We start from the raw sequence: 15,893 nt of genomic DNA on the forward strand, positions 1-15,893 counted from the left end.
ACTGCTCATGGCGGCGGAGGCCGAAGTCCTCGACGAACTCCACCGGTTACGGGCCCGTGTGCCCCAGCTGACCGGCGCGCTCGCGGCCAGCGTCGACGGCCTGGTCATCGCCCGGGACACGCCCGGCGTGGAACCGGAGGGCCTGGCCGCACTGACCGCCGCCGCGCTGGGCGTCGCCGTACGGCTGACGGACGCCACCGGGCAGGGCGACCTCCGCGAACTGCTCGTACGCGGCACGAACGGCTACGTGGCGACGTACTCGGCCGGCTCCTCGGCCGTACTGACGCTGCTGGCGCAGGACCGGATCAACGTCGGACGCCTGCACCTGGAGGGGCGCCGCGCCGGAACCCGCATCGGCGAGCTGGTCGACGCCGCGACGGCCCGGACGACACCACCTCCGCGTACCGCTGGAGCCACCGCCGTGGGCAAAGCCCAGTCCCGGGCCACCTCCACGACCACGAACACGACCGCTGACAAGTCCGCGCTTCCGACGCGCCCCGCAAAGCCCACGCGAGCCAGGACCGCACGGACCACACAGGCCGCAAGGACGGCACAGACCGCACAGACCGCACAGACCAACGGGCGGACCACCAACCGAACGACCACCAACACCCCTACCACCAACGAGAGTTGAGAGGACGCAACACCATGGCCAACACCGAAACCACGCTGAAGGAAGCCCTCGCCTCCATCGAGGGCGCGACCGGAGCCGCGCTCGTCGACTACACCAGCGGCATGGCGCTGGGCACGTTGGGCGGCAGCAAGAGCTTCGACCTCACCGTCGCCGCCGCCGGCAACACCGACGTCGTACGGGCCAAGCTCCGCACCATGGAACACCTGGGCCTGAAGGGCGACATCGAGGACATCCTGATCACCCTGTCCGACCAGTACCACCTGATCCGCCTGCTCACCGGCCGCGGCGGCAACGGCCTCTTCCTCTACCTGGTCCTCGACGCCAAGCGGGCCAACCTGGCGATGGCGCGCCATCAGCTGAAGAAGATCGAGGCGGAACTGGAGGTCTGACGGAACCTCAGATGAACCTCTGAGAATCGAACCCGCACGCATCCCGGACACACGACCGGGCAGAACTCCCCCGGACGGATCACCGACCGGGGGAGGTTCTCTTGTCCACCGCGAAATCCACTGCCGACGCGCAGTCGCCCGCCGAGGAACCGGGCCTCAAGCGCGCCATCGGCCCCAAGCTGCTGGTCCTCTTCGTGATCGGCGACATTCTCGGAACCGGCATCTACGCCACGACCGGCGCCGTCGCGGGGAAGGTCGGCGGCGCGTTGTGGCTGCCGTTCGTCATCGGCTTCGTCGTGGCGATCCTGACGGCGGCGTCGTACGTCGAACTCGTCGGCAAGTACCCGAAGGCGGCCGGAGCCGCCCTCTACACGCAGAAGGCCTTCAAGGTCCCGTTCCTCACCTTCATCGTCGCCTTCATGGTGATGGCCTCGGGCCTGTCGTCCGCGAGTGCGGCGGCCCGCGCCTTCAGCGGCGACTATCTCTCCGAGCTGACGGGAGACGCACTCCCGCCGACACTCATCGCGATCTGCTTCATCCTGCTCCTCGCCGGCCTGAACCTGCGGGGCGTTTCGGAGTCGGTGAAGACGAACGTCGTCCTGACCCTGGTCGAGCTGACGGGCCTGGCGATCATCCTCGCGATCGGCGCGTACGCCGTGCTGACCGGTGGCGGGGAGCCGTCCCGGCTGGGCGAGTTCGAGGCGAGCGGCACCGGATACGCCCTGATCACCAGCGTGTTGGGGGCCACGGCGCTGGGCTTCTTCGCGTTCGTCGGCTTCGAGGACTCGGTCAACATGGCGGAGGAGACCAAGGATCCCGTACGGACCTTCCCGAGGGCGATCTTCATCGGGGTGGCGGTGACGGGCACGATCTACGTCCTCGTAGCGCTCGTATCGTCACTCCTGGTCGACTACAAGGTGCTGGAGGGATCCAGCGGCCCGCTCCTGGAGGTCGTGAAGGCGGGCGGCGTCGACTTCCCGCACAAGCTCTTCGCGCTCATCGCGCTGTTCGCCGTCACCAACTCCGCGCTGATCAACATCATGATGGCCTCGCGTCTGTGCTACGGCATGGCCAACGAACGCATCCTGCCCCGCGGCATGGGCCGCGTCCTGCGCCGCCGCCGCACCCCCGTGGTCGGCATCGTCTTCGTCACCGTGCTGGCGATCGGCCTGGTCTCCACGGGCGAGATCGAGGGCCTGGGCGACACGACGGCGTTCCTCCTGCTGTGCGTCTTCGCCGTGGTCAACATCGCGGTCCTGGTCCTGCGCCGCGACCCCGTGGACCACGCCCACTTCCGCACCCCGACGTTCCTTCCGATCCTGGGCGCGATCACCGCCCTGATCCTGGCCAGCCCGCTGGCCGACCGACCGGCGGACGTCTACATCCGCGCGGCGGTACTGCTCGCGATCGGCGTGGGCCTGTGGGCGGTGAACAAGGTGGTGCTTCGGGTGCGGGGCGAGGAGTAAGAGGGCTGGGGGCGACCACCCAGCGGCAGCCGCCCCACTACACCAGCACGCCACCCCGACGCCGCGCCCCACCGGGCGCGGCGTCGCCCGCCGCGATACCCGTGGCCCGGTAGGCCTTCACCCGCTTGTCCGCCGGGGCACCCGCCCCACGGCTGAGCCAGTCGACGCGCACCCACAACAATTCCTCGGAGCCGCGCTCGAGGCGGCCCAGCCACGCGGCCTTCAACCACAGCCCGGCCCCCACCCCGGCGAGCAGCATGCCCCCGGCCGCGGGCACCGCGAACGCGCTGCCCAGCGCGGCCAGGAAGGCGAGGAGCAGCCACCAGCGATGCCCCCGGCGCCAGTTGCGCGCGGTCACGGCACGGTCCTGGAGGACATCGTGCTTGCCCGCACGGGCGGCGCCGCCGGCCAGGGCGACGTACCGCTTCCTGCGCAGCAGCGCCACCACGGCCGCCGTGACGAGGAACAGTGCCGCCCCCGCGATCACGCCGATCCGGCGCCCGGTCACACCCGGCACCAGCACGCCGATGCCCGCCGCGAACACGCCCAGCCACCACAGCGGCACGGCACCGGCCCGTACGACGACGGCCACCCGGGCCAGTCCCTGCCCTCCGCGCGTCACCTTCCCGCCTCCTCGTCCTCGTCCGAAGGCCCGAAGTCTCTTCGGTGATCTCTCCGGCAGTCTCTTCGGCCGCGCAGGTTAGCGACCGAAGGTGAGACGAGTCTTAACAAGGTCCCTACTCCACGAACAAGCCCCGCGCAGCCGCCCGTCCGTCGAATTCCTCCAGCCGCGCCTGCGCATCCGGAAGGTCGTCGCACATGGCCTCCAGCAGCACCCGTCCGAGCAGCATGGGCGCACAGGCCGTGTCGAAGGCGAGCCCCGTACCGACCGCGGCGGGCAGCAGCAGGTCCGACACCTTCGCCACCGGCGCGAACGCCGAGTCCGCGACGGTCACCACGGTCAGCCCGGCCTCCTTCGCGTACGCCAGGGTGTCCACGACCTCGCGCGGATGGCGCGGCAGCGCGAAGCACAGCAGAGCCGTGGCCCCGGCGCGCACCGCCGAGTCGATCCGGTCGTGGACCATCGTGCCGCCCTCGTGCAGCAGCCGTACGTCCGGATGGACCTTGGCCGCGAAGTACGAGAAGCCGTACGCCTGGGAGGCCGCCGCCCGCAGCCCGAGCACCGGCAGCGGACGCGACGCCGCGAGCAGCCGCCCCGCCCGCTCCACCGGCCGCGGATCGGCCAGTACGGAGGCCAGATGCCGCAAGTTCTCGATCTCGGCCTCGACGGCCTGCTGGTACTCGTTGTAGGAAGCGGTGTCCGCGACCGGCCCCGTGGGCGCGACCTCCCGCAGGTGCTTGCGCAGCGCCGGGTAGCCGTCGAAGCCGAGCGCGACGGCGAAGCGGGTGACGGAGGGCTGGCTGACGCCGGCGAGTTCGGCGAGCTCGACGCTCGACAGGAAGGGCACGTCGGCGGCCCGCCGCACCATGCTGTGCGCGATACGCCGCTGCGTCGGGGTCAGCCGGTGTCCCTCGAAGAGCGCCTGCAGCCGCGCGGCAGAACTGTCCGTCACCTTCGCGCTCCTGTCCACGCCCGCCTCTCGGTCCATGCCCGTATCCCTGTCCACGCTCATGCCGTGCTCCCCCTCCAGATGTCCGTGAACCGGTCGAGCAGTACGGCCGCCGCCGTCACATCGTCCGTGAGCGGCCGGTCGGTCTGGTCCGCGTCGAGCACCGACTCGGCGAGTTCCAGCGCCCGGCCCACGGGCAGCTCCGGGTCCGGCCGCAGCTCGCGCTGCCGCAGGGCCCGTACGGCGGCGACGAGTTCGCAGCCGACGACCAGACGGTACGCATCGCAGGTGCGCAACGTCTGACGTGCGGCGAGCGAGGCGAAGCTCGCCTGCTCCTCGACGCCTCGGGAGAGTACAGCGTGGCCGAGCGAGGCGGGCGCGGAGAAGGCTCGCAGATCGCCGAGGGCGGCCCCGGCGGCGTACTCCAGGATCATCACGCCGGAGGACGCGGGCTCGTGGTCGGCGAGGAAGGGGCGCAGGCGGGTGTAGGCGGGTTCGTTCAGCGTCGAAAGGCGGGATGTCGACAGACGCGCGACCTGGGTGAGGGAGAGCCTGAAGTGGTCGAGGGCCAGGGCGAGACCGGCCTGGTAGAAGCCCCCGTGGTGGTAGGCGGCCATGTCCTCGGCGCAGATCAGCGGGTTCTCGGCGGCGGCGTTGATCTCGACCGTCAGCACCTCTTCGAGGGCGTCGGCGGCGTCGAGCGCGGGGCCGTGGATCTGGGGCAGACAGCGGAATCCGTACGGGTCCTGGATGCGCCCGAGCGGCGGTGTCGGGTGGTCGGCGGCGCCGGTCAACTCCCGCATACGGCGCGCCACTTCGGCCGTCGCGGGATGCCGGCGCGCGGCGTGCACGGGCGCCGCGTACGCCTCGTGCGAGCCGTCCACCGCGAGCAGGGACAGCGCGGCGACGACCTGCGTGGCTCCGACCAGCCCGCGCAACTCGTGCAGGGCGAGCGCGGACTGGCCGAGGGTGAGGGCGTTGCTGCTGATGAGGGCGAGCGCGTCGTTGTTGTCGAGGGGCTGAGCCTCGGGCGCACCCGCCCCCGGCCCGCCCGCTCCCGGCGTACGCCACCCGGGCTCCGCCTCCCGCCAGGGGTGTTCCCCGGCGAGCGCAAGCCCCACCTGGGCGAGGGCCGCGATGTCCCCGGTGCCCACCGAGCCGAACTCGTTCACGACCGGATACGCCCCGGCCTCCAGCGCCTCGCACAGCGCCGTGACGACGGTGGGCCGCAGGCCCGCGCCGCCCGCGAGCAGCTGGTTCGCCCGTACGGCCAGCATCGCCCGCACCTGCCGCGCGGGCAGTTCCGCGCCGATCGACCCGGCGTGGCTGCGCAGCAGCCGCAGACCGTGGCCGGCTGCCGCCTCGGTCGGCACGTCCTCGTTCCGGTTGGCGCCGACGCCGGTGGAGCGGCCGTACACGCGCCCGGTCGCGGCGATCCGCCGCGCCGCGTCCCAGGACTCCTCGACGCGCTTCATCGCCTCGGTGCCGGGGACGGGCCGGGCGACTCCGTCGGCGAGGCGCACGATGTCCGCGACGCCGGTGCCGTACCCGTCGAGGACGACCAGACCGGGCGTAAGGGCACCGGAGTCCGAGTCTGCGGCCCCCGGAACATCCACGATCCGAGACGACATCACGCACGAACTCCCCTCAAACTCAGACATCCGATCTTGCCTGGCGGTCATCTGTAACCGGCGTTTTACGTCGGAGTGTTGACAACCTATTCAGACACCAAGAACTCTGCATGACGATATGCACGCCGGGCAAGGGACACCACATGATCCAGTTCGATGCGGTCCACAAGCGCTTCCCGAACGGCACCACGGCGGTGCACGACCTCTCCCTGGAGATGCCCGAAGGCGGCGTGACCGTCCTCGTGGGATCTTCCGGCTGCGGCAAGACGACGACTCTGCGCATGGTCAACCGGATGGTCGACCCGACCTCCGGCACCATCCGCGTCGGCGGCCGTGACGTGCTGGAACAGGACGCCGCGGAGCTGCGCCGCTCCATCGGTTACGTCATCCAGCAGTCGGGCCTCTTCCCGCACCGCACGGTGCTCGACAACATCGCGACGGTGCCGCTGCTCCTCGGCTGGGGCCGCAGAAAGGCGCGGGCACGGGCGGCGGAGCTCCTGGAGACGGTCGGCCTGACGGCCGAGGCCGGCAAGCGCTACCCGCACCAGCTCTCCGGCGGCCAGCAGCAGCGTGTGGGCGTCGCCCGCGCGCTCGCCGCCGACCCGCCCGTACTCCTCATGGACGAACCGTTCGGCGCGGTCGACCCCGTCGTCCGCAGCCAGCTCCAGGACGAACTGATCCGGCTCCAGAAGGAGTTGAGCAAGACGATCGTCTTCGTCACGCACGACATCGACGAGGCGGTACGGCTCGGCGACCGCATCGCGATCTTCCGCACCGGCGGCCACCTCGTCCAGTGCGCGGCACCAGCGGAACTGCTGGCCCGCCCGGCGGACGACTTCGTCGCGGACTTCCTGGGCGCCGAACGAGGACTGAAGCTGCTGTCGCTGACGACGCTCGCGGACGTGCCTCGGGGCCCGGCTCCCGAAGGCGGCACCTGGAAACTCGTCCTGGACGAGGCACGCAGGCCCCAGGCCTGGCGCACCGAGGGCGCGGAGATCCCCGTACGACCGCTGCGGGACACCGACTCCCTGCTCGCCGCGCTCAACGAGTCCATCGCCTCCCCGACCGGTTTCGTGGCGCGCGTCGACGCGGACGGCGCCCTCACCGGCGTCACCTCCCGCGCCGAGATCCACGAGCACGCGGGCGAGGCGCACAGCAGCCACAGCACAGCGGGCGCCGCCATATGACCATCGACTGGTCGTGGATAGGCGACCACACCGACGACCTCACCACCCTCACCCTCTCCCACCTCCAGGCCGCCCTCTCCGCCGTCTTCTTCGGGCTGCTGATCTCCCTCCCGCTGGCCGTGGTCGCCCACCGGATCCGTCCCCTGCGCGGCCTCCTCCTCGGCCTCTCCAACGTCCTGTTCACGATCCCGTCGATCGCGGTCTTCGTGCTCCTGCTGCCGGTGAGCGGGCTCACCCGCACCACCACGGTCATCGGCCTGACGATCTACACCCTCGTCGTCCTGCTCAGGAACACGGTCGAGGGCCTCGACTCGGTACCGGCGAAGACCAAAGAGGCCGCGAAGGCCATGGGCACCCGCCCCTTCCGCACCCTCCTCACCGTCGAACTCCCCCTGGCGCTCCCGGTGATCATGGCGGGCGTCCGTATCGCGACGGTCATGTCGATCTCGCTCGTCTCCGTGGCGACCTACATCGGCGACGGCGGCCTCGGCCAGCTCTTCACCGACGGCTTCCAGCGCAACTACCCCACACCGGTGATCGTCGGCGTCGCCCTCACCCTGCTGCTGGCACTGGTCGCGGACGCGCTCCTGGTCGCCCTCCAGTACGTACTCACGCCATGGACCCACCGGAAGCAAAGGGCGGCTTGAGCCCATGTACGAACTCTTCAAGAACCTCGGCACATGGCTGGTCAGCGGCGAGCAGTGGTCCGGCTCCGACGGCATCGGCCACCGCCTCGCCGAACACCTCCAGTACTCGCTCCTCGCCACCCTCGTGGCCGCCGCGATCGCCCTCCCCCTGGGCCTCCTCATCGGGCACACCGGCCGCGGCGCGTTCCTCGCGATCAACCTCGCGTCCTTCGGCCGCGCGCTCCCGACCGTCGGCCTGGTCGTACTGGTCTTCCTCGCCAGCGGACTGTCGATGTGGCCGGTGTACGTCGCGCTGGTCGCCCTCGCCGTCCCGGCGATCGTGACGAACACGTACGCGGGCATGACCGCCGTCGACCCGGACGTGAAGGACGCCGCGCGCGGCCAGGGCATGCGCTGGCATCAGGTCCTCTTCCAGGTCGAGCTGCCCCTGGCGCTCCCCCTGATCATGACCGGCCTGCGTCTCGCGCTGATCCAGGTGGTGGCGACGGCCACCATCGCCGCGTACGTGTCTTTCGGCGGCCTGGGCCGCTACGTGTTCGACGGGCTCGCCCAGCGCGATCTCGTGCAGGTGCTGGGCGGCGCGGTGCTGGTAGCCGTGGTCGCCGTCGCCCTGGACCTCGCCCTCTCCGCCCTCCAGCGCGCCCTCTTCCGCCACCGCCCCGCCTAGGAGCACACCTCTGATGAACCGACGCACCCTCCTCGGCGGCCTCTTCGCCGCCGCCTCCGTCCCCGTCCTCTCCGCCTGCAGCAGCGGCATCACCTCGCTCGACGGCGAGGGCGGCGCCGGCAGCGGTGGCGGCTCCAGCAAGAGCGGCGTCACCATCGGCACCGCCAACTTCACCGAGAACCAGGTCCTCGGCTACCTCTACGCGGCCGTACTCGACGCCGCCGGCGTCAAGACGACCGTCCGCCCCAACCTCGGCACCCGCGAGATCCTCATCCCCGCCATCAAGGGCGGCGACATCGATCTGCTCCCCGAGTACCAGGGCGCGCTCCTCCACTACGTCGACCCCAAGTCGAAGGCCACCGAGGAGGGCGAGATGCAGAACGCCCTAGCGATGGCCCTGCCCGCCGGGCTCCAGGTGCTGCCGTACGGCATGGCCGAGGACTCCGACGCGTTCGTCGTCACCCAGGAGACCGCCGACAAGTACGGCCTCGCCTCCCTCGCCGACCTGAAGAAGCAGAACGGCAAGCTCGTCCTCGGGGCCGCACCCGAGGTGAAGACGCGCGAGGTCGGTGTGGTGGGTCTGGAGGAGGTGTACGGGGTGGAGTTCAAGGAGTTCAAGTCCCTTGATTCCTCAGGGCCGTTGGTGAAGGGCGCCCTCAAGAAGGGCGATGTGGACGTGGCGAACCTCTTCACCACCGACACCGACATCCAGGAGAACCAGTGGGTCGTCCTCACCGACCCCAAGAACCTGATCCCCGGCCAGCACATCGTCCCCCTGATCGCCGACCGCAGGGCCGACTCGACCGTCCGCAAGGCTCTCGCCGCGCTCGGCAACGTCCTCACCACCGCGGATCTCACCGAGCTCAACCGCCAGGTCGACAAGGACAAGAAGGACCCCGAGGACGTGGCGAACGCGTACGCCGAGAAGAAGGGCCTGACGACATAGACGACGTAGCGGCCGAGGGTACGGCCCAGCGCGGACAGGGGGGCTAACCCCAGTGCCAAGCGGGCGCGGGCTCCTTACGGTAAATACATGACCGGTATGGATGCCCGCGACGCCGAACTCAAAAAGGAACTCGACGCCACCCTGCACGCGCGCAGGGAACTGGGCGACGAGTACGACTCGGCGCTGGTCGACTCCTTCCTGGAGAAGGTCGAGCAGCGCATGGACGGCGCGATCGAGCGCCGGGTGCGACGACAGGTCGCGGAACAGCAGATGGTGGTGGCCCGGGGCGCACGTTCCCCGCAGGCCAACGATTCCTGGGGGGAGCGCTTCGGCTTCGGGATCGTCTCGCTGGTCCTGGCGATCCCCCTGTCCGCGATCGGCGGGGGCGTCGCGGACCTGCCCGGCCTCCTCATCGCCTGGACGGGCATCGTGGGTGTCAACGTGGTCCAGGTCGCCCGCCACACCCCACTGTTCGGCCGCGGCAAGAAGAAGCCGGACTCGGACTGGGAAGACTGAACCCCGTCTTTCCACCGACGACAACCGCAACGTCTTTCCAGCGACGACGACCGCAACCATCAATTGAGAAACCCCGACGGCGATCAGCCAGGTCCGCGAGAGCGGCGCCGGTTTAGGCGCAAAGGGGGCTATTCGCGGGGACCGCCGCACCCCCTGTAAAGGGGGGCGGGACGACGGCGGTCCCCGCGAGGGACGCGGGCCGGGTCAGGGCCGGGCTTGCGCGTCCATGGCGTCCATGGAGGTCCGGGAGCCGCTCCGGAGGTCCTTGGCGCCGTTCGGCGTCGGCCTGAGCGGGGAGCCGCTCCCGCCCTTGCCGACATCCACAACAGTGCCGGACCCGTGTTAAGCCGGTGCTGCGCGGACGTGACGCGCTCGTACCACTTCCGCGAAGTTCCGCACGGGTCACGCGTGCCGGAAGTTCCTCTCCGGCACGCGCGGTTCACCGGAATTCCTACTGCTGGTTGCTCTTCGCCAGGAAGGACAACAGGTCCTGACGGCTGACTACCCCCGTCGGCTTGCCCTCGACCAGCACGATCGCCGCATCGGCCGCGCCGAGTACGGACATCAGGTCGGCCACCGGCTCACCGGAGCCGACCTGCGGCAGCGGCGCCGACATGTGCTTCTCCAGCGGGTCCTCGAGGGAAGCCGACTTGCTGAACAGGGCTCCCAGCAGCTCCCGTTCGACGACCGAGCCGACGACCTCGGCGGCCATCACGTCCGGGTGTCCGGCGCCCGGCTTGACGACCGGCATCTGCGAGACGCCGTACTCGCGCAGCACCTCGATCGCCTCCCCGACCGTCTCGTCCGGGTGCATATGGACGAGGGAGGGGATGGAACCGCCCGCCTTGTCGCTGAGCACATCGCCGACACGCGCGCTCGGCCCGCTGTCCTCCAGGAAGCCGTAGTCGGCCATCCATTCATCGTTGAAAATTTTACTAAGGTACCCACGCCCACTGTCCGGCAACAACACGACCACCACATCGTCGGGCCCGAGCCGCGAGGCCACCTCCAGCGCCGCCACGACGGCCATCCCGCAGGACCCGCCGACGAGCAGCCCTTCCTCCTTCGCGAGCCGTCGCGTCATCTGGAAGGAGTCCTTGTCGGACACGGCGACGATCTCGTCCGCGACGGTCCGGTCGTAGGCGGTGGGCCAGAAGTCCTCGCCCACGCCTTCCACGAGATACGGCCGCCCGGATCCGCCGGAGTACACGGACCCCTCCGGGTCGGCGCCGATGACCTGGACCCTGCCGTCACTCGCGTCCTTCAGATACCGCCCCGTACCGGAGATGGTGCCGCCCGTCCCGACCCCGGTGACGAAGTGCGTGATCCGCCCCTCCGTCTGCTCCCACAGCTCGGGGCCGGTGGAGTGGTAGTGCGAGAGGGGGTTGTGCGGGTTGGAGTACTGGTCGGGCTTCCAGGCGCCGAGGGTCTCACGGACCAGCCGGTCGGAGACGTTGTAGTACGAGTCCGGGTGCTCGGGGTCCACGGCGGTCGGGCATACGACGACCTCGGCGCCGTACGCGCGCAGCACATTGATCTTGTCGGTGGACACCTTGTCGGGGCACACGAAGATGCACTTGTACCCCTTCTGCTGCGCCACGATGGCGAGCCCGACACCTGTGTTCCCACTGGTCGGTTCGACGATCGTGCCCCCGGGCTTGAGGGCTCCGCTCTCCTCCGCGGCCTCGATCATGCGCAGGGCGATGCGGTCCTTCACGGAGCCGCCGGGGTTGAAGTACTCGACCTTCGCGAGGACGGTCGCCTGGATACCGGCGGTCACGCTGTTGAGCCTCACCAGCGGGGTGTTGCCGACGAGACTGATCATCGAGTCGTGGAATTGCACCGTTGTCTCCGGAGCTTAAAAGAAGTGGTCGGGGTGGTTCCGTCAGAGTAAGCCCCCTACCGGGCGTTCACGCTGTGTTGAGATTGGCCGACAGTCTCCGCGGGGCAAGCAGTGGGTGTACGGGTTTGAAGGAGGTGGCGGCTTCGCATGTCGAGCTTGTCGAGGGCGAGGGTGGCACGGCGGATCGCGGCGGGCGCGGCGTATGGCGGCGGTGGGATCGGGTTGCTGGGCGCGGCGACGATCGGCCTTGTGCTGGCCGAGGTGCAGCTGGCGAAGCGGCAGGTGGGGAACGGCCACAGTCCGCATCCGCCCAGCGCGGACGGACTGTACGGGCGTGCGTACGTCGGTGCCGGTGAGCTTTTGCGGCTGACCATGCTCGGGGACTCCACGGCCGCGGGGCAGGGTGTGCACCGGGCTCGCCAGACGCCGGGCGCGCTGCTGGCCTCGGGGCTTGCGGCGGTGGCCGAGCGGCCGGTGTCGTTGCGGAACGTGGCGTTGCCTGGCGCCCAGTCGGACGACCTGGATCGCCAGGTCGTCCTGGCACTCGGGGACCCGGACAGGGTCCCCGACGTATGCGTGATCATGATCGGCGCGAACGATGTCACGCACCGTATGCCTGCGACGCAGTCGGTCCGGCATCTGTCCGCGGCGGTACGTCGTCTTCGTACGGCCGGGGCGGAGGTGGTCGTCGGTACGTGTCCCGACCTGGGCACCATCGAGCCTGTCCAGCAGCCGTTGCGCTGGCTGGCCCGGCGGGCCTCGCGGCAGTTGGCGGCGGCGCAGACGATCGGGACGGTGGAGCAGGGCGGGCGGACGGTGTCTCTGGGGGACCTGTTGGGGCCCGAGTTCGCGGCCAATCCTCGTGAGTTGTTCGGGCCTGACAACTACCACCCCTCGGCGGAGGGGTACGCGACCGCTGCGATGGCGATGCTTCCCACGGTGTGCGCCGCGCTGGGGCTCTGGCCTGCGGAGGAGGAGCGTCCGGACGCTTCCCGCCGCGAGGGGTTCCTGCCGGTGGCCCGGGCCGCCGCGGAGGCGGCGTCGGAGGCCGGCACGGAGGTCGCTGCCGCCATGCCCACGGGGCCACGGGGTCCTTGGGCACTGTTGAAGCGGCGGCGTCGGCGGCGGGTGCCGGCCAGTGACCCGGCGCCTGCCTCCGGCGGTTGAGCGGTGGGGGCTCGGTTGTCGGGCCCCTCAGCGGAGTTCACGACGGAGTGCAAAGCAAGCGCTTAGAAAAAAGCGGCCGGGGTCACACGGCGATACCCGTGACCTTGACGGTACGTGCGGGTAACTTCCTTGACAGGCCTGTCAAGTCACACCCTCCCACCCGCCACCCGACCGCCGCCCCTCAACGAGGCGCTACGCGCCGCCCCTTTTTTCCAATGGAGCCGTAATGCCCGAAGCCGTGATCGTCTCCGCAGCCCGTTCACCGATCGGCCGCGCCTTCAAGGGCTCGCTGAAGGACCTGCGCCCGGACGACCTGACCGCCACGATCATCGAGGCCGCGCTGGCCAAGGTGCCGGCGCTGGACCCGAAGGACATCGACGACCTGATGCTCGGCTGCGGCCTGCCCGGCGGCGAGCAGGGCCACAACCTGGGCCGCATCGTCGCCGTGCAGATGGGCATGGACCACCTCCCGGGCTGCACCATCACCCGTTACTGTTCCTCCTCGCTCCAGACCAGCCGCATGGCGCTGCACGCCATCAAAGCGGGCGAGGGCGACGTGTTCATCTCGGCGGGCGTGGAGATGGTCAGCCGGAGCGTGAAGGGTTCGAGCGACGGGATGCCCGACACGCACAATCCCGTCTTCGCCGACGCCGAGGTCCGTACCGCCGAGGTCGCGCAGAGCGAGGGCGCCGACTGGCACGACCCGCGGGAGGACGGCCTCCTCCCCGACCCGTACATCGCGATGGGGCAGACCGCGGAGAACCTGGCCCGTCTGAAGGGCGTCACCCGCCAGGACATGGACGAGTTCGGCGTCCGTTCGCAGAACCTCGCCGAGGAAGCCATCAAGAACGGCTTCTGGGAGCGCGAGATCACCCCGGTCACCACGCCCGACGGCACGGTCGTCGGCAAGGACGACGGTCCGCGTGCGGGTGTGACGCTGGAGGGCGTCCAGGGCCTGAAGCCGGTCTTCCGCCCGGACGGGCTCGTCACGGCCGGGAACTGCTGCCCGCTGAACGACGGCGCCGCCGCCCTCGTGATCATGAGCGACACCAAGGCCCGTGAGCTGGGGCTGACCCCGCTCGCCCGGATCGTCTCCACGGGCGTCTCGGGTCTGTCTCCCGAGATCATGGGCTACGGACCGGTGGAGGCGTCGAAGCAGGCGCTCACCCGCGCCGGCCTGACCATCGACGACATCGACCTGGCCGAGATCAACGAGGCCTTCGCCGCCCAGGTCATCCCGAGCTACCGCGACCTGAACATCCCGCTCGACAAGCTGAACGTCAACGGCGGCGCGATCGCGGTCGGCCACCCCTTCGGCATGACCGGCGCCCGTATCACCGCCACGCTCATCAACTCCCTCCAGTTCCACGACAAGCAGTTCGGTCTGGAGACGATGTGCGTCGGCGGCGGCCAGGGCATGGCGATGGTCATCGAGCGCCTCAGCTGAAGCCGTACGGGTAACAGCAGTTGAACCCTGCGTGACCGAAGCGGCCCAGAACCCAGTAACCCCCGGGGCTCTGGGCCGTTTTGTGATCCAATCTCCCCCAGGATGTGACCTATCTCCCTCCGGGGCGCGATTTACGCAGGTCAGAACCGTTCCCCTGGGAAACTCCGGGCTGAATGTCCTGTCCTTTTCGTGACGTTACGCACTGACAGGTGGATAGTCCGCCCTTCAAGCTGATGTAGGAAGTCGGGGGTCGACTTTGAACCGGGAGTACGTCAGTGAGCGCCATCCCTCTTGCCCTACTGCTCACCGCGGCCGCCGCCCTGGCCGTGGGCGTCGCCACCCTGCGCGCCGTGCTCGGGCTGCGCCGACAGGTCGCGTCCCTGCACACGGAGCTCACCGCGAGCCGTGTGGCGGGCGCGCGCGCCGTCGTGCCCGCGGCTCGCTCGGCCGCGGACACGGGTGAGATACGCGCTGCCGTCGCCGAGGCGCTCGCGGAGGAGCGGGAGCGGGAGCTGGCCGAGGCGCGGGCGTTCTGGGCCGCTCAGGAGGCGCGTGACGCCTCGGACGCACCCACGCTGCTCGGACTGCCGGACAGCGAACTGTTCCTGCCCCGGCAGTCGGACTTCGCGGGCCTGGACCACCTGGAATCGGTGACGGAGCCCGGCGCCGACGCCGAGGAGTTCGCCGCGGACTCCGCCGAGCTGGCCGCGGCCCGCCGCCGCCACCCCTCGCACCCCGACTTCGTACCGGTCCAGTCACCGGTCGTGAACGATCACGAGCGTACGGTCGCCTGCCTGGAGGACCTGGCCGAGTCCCGTACGGAACTGACCGACGTCCGCCCCGGCCCGCTGGGCACACTCGACGTCTACGTCTTCGCCGACGGCACCACGCTCTGCATGACCCCCGGCCACCGCGAGACCGCCGAGCAACTGGTCACCGCACTCCAAGCGGGCGAGACGCCCGTACTCCTGGGCGGCTCGGGCATCTCGGGCGCGTACGCCCTGACCTTCGCCTGCGGCGAGGAGAACGTCTACATACTCGCGGACCGGGTCATAGCGTCGCTGTAAGGGCCCGCGAGCCCCACGAGACCCACACGCGCCGGGAGCGGAGGACTACACCCCGGCGCGTTTCTGCGCCTCCGCCACGAGCCGCACCGCCTCCGCGAGCTCCCCCTCGTTTCTCAGTACGACAGCCAGATCGTGCCCGGCGACCATGATCTGGTCGGCCGCGGCGAACATCCCCGCGTCGGGCATCTCCCGCACCGGCCCCGAAGCGTCCTCGATCCGCTGGGCACGCACCGCCAACTCCCTGGCCAGACCCAGCGCTTCGGCTGCCGCGCCCCTTTGGAGCCGGCTCTGCGGAGCGGCCCGCAACCGGTCGGCGAAATGGTCCACGGCGCGGGTCAGGGGGGTCGTATCCAGCACGCCGCGAGACTACGCGCCTCAACCGGACTGTTGCCAACAAGCCAACGCTCAGGCACCGTGACTTGAAGGACCGGCTTACATCCCATGCGTCCGGAGGCGCCGATGTCCCAAGTCTTCTCCGAGGAGACCCACCGCAACATGCTCGCCCGTATCCCTCACTGCACCGGTCGTGAAGTGTCCGACTGGCTGCGCACCGTCGACGAAGGCCCCGCTCTCTTCCGCTTCGAGGAGAAGGTCAGCTGGCTCCGCGCCGAGCACAACCTCGCGTACGGCCACGCCAAAGCGATCATTCACGAGTACGACCTGAGGAGGGCAGCGCGCAAACTGCTCTGAGCGCGCACCAGGGAGAAACATCGAC

The 15,893-nt window shown here is 70.0% G+C and carries 17 protein-coding genes; 12 read left to right on the forward strand and 5 right to left on the reverse strand.

Features of this window, described 5'->3' with window-relative positions:
• Positions 1-7 precede the first annotated feature (7 nt).
• The 3 genes from IEZ21_RS15785 (at position 8) to IEZ21_RS15795 (ending at position 2,489) form a co-directional block, all read left to right on the forward strand.
• Positions 8-634 carry a roadblock/LC7 domain-containing protein gene (locus IEZ21_RS15785; protein WP_189322505.1) on the forward strand — a complete coding sequence of 209 codons (627 nt, stop codon included), beginning with the start codon at positions 8-10 and terminating at the stop codon, positions 632-634.
• Positions 635-648: 14 nt separating this feature from the next.
• Positions 649-1,023 carry a roadblock/LC7 domain-containing protein gene (locus IEZ21_RS15790; RefSeq protein ID WP_189322506.1) on the forward strand — a complete coding sequence of 125 codons (375 nt, stop codon included), beginning with the start codon at positions 649-651 and terminating at the stop codon, positions 1,021-1,023.
• A 101-nt stretch (positions 1,024-1,124) separates the two neighbouring features.
• The gene (locus IEZ21_RS15795) at positions 1,125-2,489 is read left to right on the forward strand and encodes an APC family permease (protein WP_189322507.1); all 1,365 of its coding nucleotides are present in this window, start codon (positions 1,125-1,127) and stop codon (positions 2,487-2,489) included.
• Between the two features lie 37 nt (positions 2,490-2,526).
• Here the strand turns inward: IEZ21_RS15795 and IEZ21_RS15800 are convergent, their stop codons facing one another.
• The 3 genes from IEZ21_RS15800 to IEZ21_RS15810 all read right to left on the reverse strand — a co-directional run bounded on the left by IEZ21_RS15800 (position 2,527) and on the right by IEZ21_RS15810 (position 5,691).
• Positions 2,527-3,111, reverse strand: a complete 585-nt coding sequence (locus IEZ21_RS15800) for a hypothetical protein (RefSeq protein ID WP_189322508.1) — start codon at positions 3,109-3,111, stop codon at positions 2,527-2,529.
• A gap of 115 nt (positions 3,112-3,226) precedes the next feature.
• Positions 3,227-4,099 carry a MurR/RpiR family transcriptional regulator gene (locus IEZ21_RS15805; RefSeq protein ID WP_189322596.1) on the reverse strand — a complete coding sequence of 291 codons (873 nt, stop codon included), beginning with the start codon at positions 4,097-4,099 and terminating at the stop codon, positions 3,227-3,229.
• Positions 4,100-4,119: 20 nt separating this feature from the next.
• Positions 4,120-5,691 (reverse strand): aromatic amino acid ammonia-lyase, encoded by a 1,572-nt coding sequence (locus IEZ21_RS15810; protein ID WP_189322509.1) that lies wholly within the window; start codon positions 5,689-5,691, stop codon positions 4,120-4,122.
• Positions 5,692-5,834: 143 nt separating this feature from the next.
• Between IEZ21_RS15810 and IEZ21_RS15815 the strand changes: the two genes are divergently transcribed.
• The 5 genes from IEZ21_RS15815 (at position 5,835) to IEZ21_RS15835 (ending at position 9,654) form a co-directional block, all read left to right on the forward strand.
• Complete coding sequence (locus IEZ21_RS15815) at positions 5,835-6,878, forward strand: ABC transporter ATP-binding protein (protein WP_189322510.1); 1,044 nt, start codon at positions 5,835-5,837, stop codon at positions 6,876-6,878.
• A complete protein-coding gene (locus IEZ21_RS15820; protein WP_033323191.1) occupies positions 6,875-7,525 on the forward strand; it encodes an ABC transporter permease in 651 nt (216 codons plus the stop codon). The genes IEZ21_RS15815 and IEZ21_RS15820 overlap by 4 nt, the downstream gene beginning before the upstream one ends.
• Positions 7,526-7,529: 4 nt before the next feature.
• Positions 7,530-8,192, forward strand: a complete 663-nt coding sequence (locus tag IEZ21_RS15825; protein WP_189322511.1) for an ABC transporter permease — start codon at positions 7,530-7,532, stop codon at positions 8,190-8,192.
• Between the two features lie 13 nt (positions 8,193-8,205).
• Positions 8,206-9,138 carry an ABC transporter substrate-binding protein gene (locus IEZ21_RS15830; RefSeq protein WP_189322512.1) on the forward strand — a complete coding sequence of 311 codons (933 nt, stop codon included), beginning with the start codon at positions 8,206-8,208 and terminating at the stop codon, positions 9,136-9,138.
• Positions 9,139-9,225: 87 nt separating this feature from the next.
• The gene (locus IEZ21_RS15835) at positions 9,226-9,654 is read left to right on the forward strand and encodes a hypothetical protein (RefSeq protein WP_078492004.1); all 429 of its coding nucleotides are present in this window, start codon (positions 9,226-9,228) and stop codon (positions 9,652-9,654) included.
• A 451-nt stretch (positions 9,655-10,105) separates the two neighbouring features.
• Here IEZ21_RS15835 and IEZ21_RS15840 read toward each other — a convergent pair whose 3' ends face one another.
• Complete coding sequence (locus IEZ21_RS15840) at positions 10,106-11,497, reverse strand: cystathionine beta-synthase (protein WP_189322513.1); 1,392 nt, start codon at positions 11,495-11,497, stop codon at positions 10,106-10,108.
• Between the two features lie 147 nt (positions 11,498-11,644).
• Here IEZ21_RS15840 and IEZ21_RS15845 point away from each other — a divergent pair, with 147 nt between their 5' ends.
• The 3 genes from IEZ21_RS15845 to IEZ21_RS15855 all read left to right on the forward strand — a co-directional run bounded on the left by IEZ21_RS15845 (position 11,645) and on the right by IEZ21_RS15855 (position 15,178).
• Entirely contained in the window at positions 11,645-12,664 is a 1,020-nt protein-coding gene (locus IEZ21_RS15845; RefSeq protein WP_189322514.1) for an SGNH/GDSL hydrolase family protein, read from the forward strand.
• A gap of 226 nt (positions 12,665-12,890) precedes the next feature.
• Positions 12,891-14,111 carry an acetyl-CoA C-acetyltransferase gene (locus IEZ21_RS15850; RefSeq protein ID WP_189322515.1) on the forward strand — a complete coding sequence of 407 codons (1,221 nt, stop codon included), beginning with the start codon at positions 12,891-12,893 and terminating at the stop codon, positions 14,109-14,111.
• A 284-nt stretch (positions 14,112-14,395) separates the two neighbouring features.
• A complete protein-coding gene (locus tag IEZ21_RS15855) occupies positions 14,396-15,178 on the forward strand; it encodes a hypothetical protein (protein WP_033323290.1) in 783 nt (260 codons plus the stop codon).
• 45 nt (positions 15,179-15,223) lie between these two features.
• On the opposite strand, the gene IEZ21_RS15860 is transcribed toward IEZ21_RS15855, so the two are convergent.
• On the reverse strand, positions 15,224-15,535 hold the full coding sequence (locus IEZ21_RS15860; protein WP_189322516.1) for a hypothetical protein: 312 nt from the start codon (positions 15,533-15,535) through the stop codon (positions 15,224-15,226).
• A 102-nt stretch (positions 15,536-15,637) separates the two neighbouring features.
• Between IEZ21_RS15860 and IEZ21_RS15865 the strand changes: the two genes are divergently transcribed.
• A complete protein-coding gene (locus tag IEZ21_RS15865) occupies positions 15,638-15,868 on the forward strand; it encodes a DUF4287 domain-containing protein (RefSeq protein WP_033323288.1) in 231 nt (76 codons plus the stop codon).
• Positions 15,869-15,893: the final 25 nt, after the last annotated feature.

This window comes from Streptomyces flaveus (assembly GCF_014647675.1).
GTDB lineage: Bacteria > Actinomycetota > Actinomycetes > Streptomycetales > Streptomycetaceae > Streptomyces > Streptomyces flaveus.

Bases quoted from the DNA above. Each gene is read 5' to 3' on its own strand.
- IEZ21_RS15785 (WP_189322505.1), top strand. From the start codon at position 8: ATGGCGGCGGAGGCCGAAGTCCTCGACGAACTCCACCGGTTACGGGCC.
- IEZ21_RS15790 (WP_189322506.1), top strand. From the start codon at position 649: ATGGCCAACACCGAAACCACGCTGAAGGAAGCCCTCGCCTCCATCGAG.
- IEZ21_RS15805 (WP_189322596.1), bottom strand. From the start codon at position 4,099: ATGGACCGAGAGGCGGGCGTGGACAGGAGCGCGAAGGTGACGGACAGT.
- IEZ21_RS15810 (WP_189322509.1), bottom strand. From the start codon at position 5,691: ATGTCGTCTCGGATCGTGGATGTTCCGGGGGCCGCAGACTCGGACTCC.
- IEZ21_RS15815 (WP_189322510.1), top strand. From the start codon at position 5,835: ATGATCCAGTTCGATGCGGTCCACAAGCGCTTCCCGAACGGCACCACG.
- IEZ21_RS15820 (WP_033323191.1), top strand. From the start codon at position 6,875: ATGACCATCGACTGGTCGTGGATAGGCGACCACACCGACGACCTCACC.
- IEZ21_RS15825 (WP_189322511.1), top strand. From the start codon at position 7,530: ATGTACGAACTCTTCAAGAACCTCGGCACATGGCTGGTCAGCGGCGAG.
- IEZ21_RS15830 (WP_189322512.1), top strand. From the start codon at position 8,206: ATGAACCGACGCACCCTCCTCGGCGGCCTCTTCGCCGCCGCCTCCGTC.
- IEZ21_RS15835 (WP_078492004.1), top strand. From the start codon at position 9,226: ATGACCGGTATGGATGCCCGCGACGCCGAACTCAAAAAGGAACTCGAC.
- IEZ21_RS15845 (WP_189322514.1), top strand. From the start codon at position 11,645: ATGTCGAGCTTGTCGAGGGCGAGGGTGGCACGGCGGATCGCGGCGGGC.
- IEZ21_RS15850 (WP_189322515.1), top strand. From the start codon at position 12,891: ATGCCCGAAGCCGTGATCGTCTCCGCAGCCCGTTCACCGATCGGCCGC.
- IEZ21_RS15865 (WP_033323288.1), top strand. From the start codon at position 15,638: ATGTCCCAAGTCTTCTCCGAGGAGACCCACCGCAACATGCTCGCCCGT.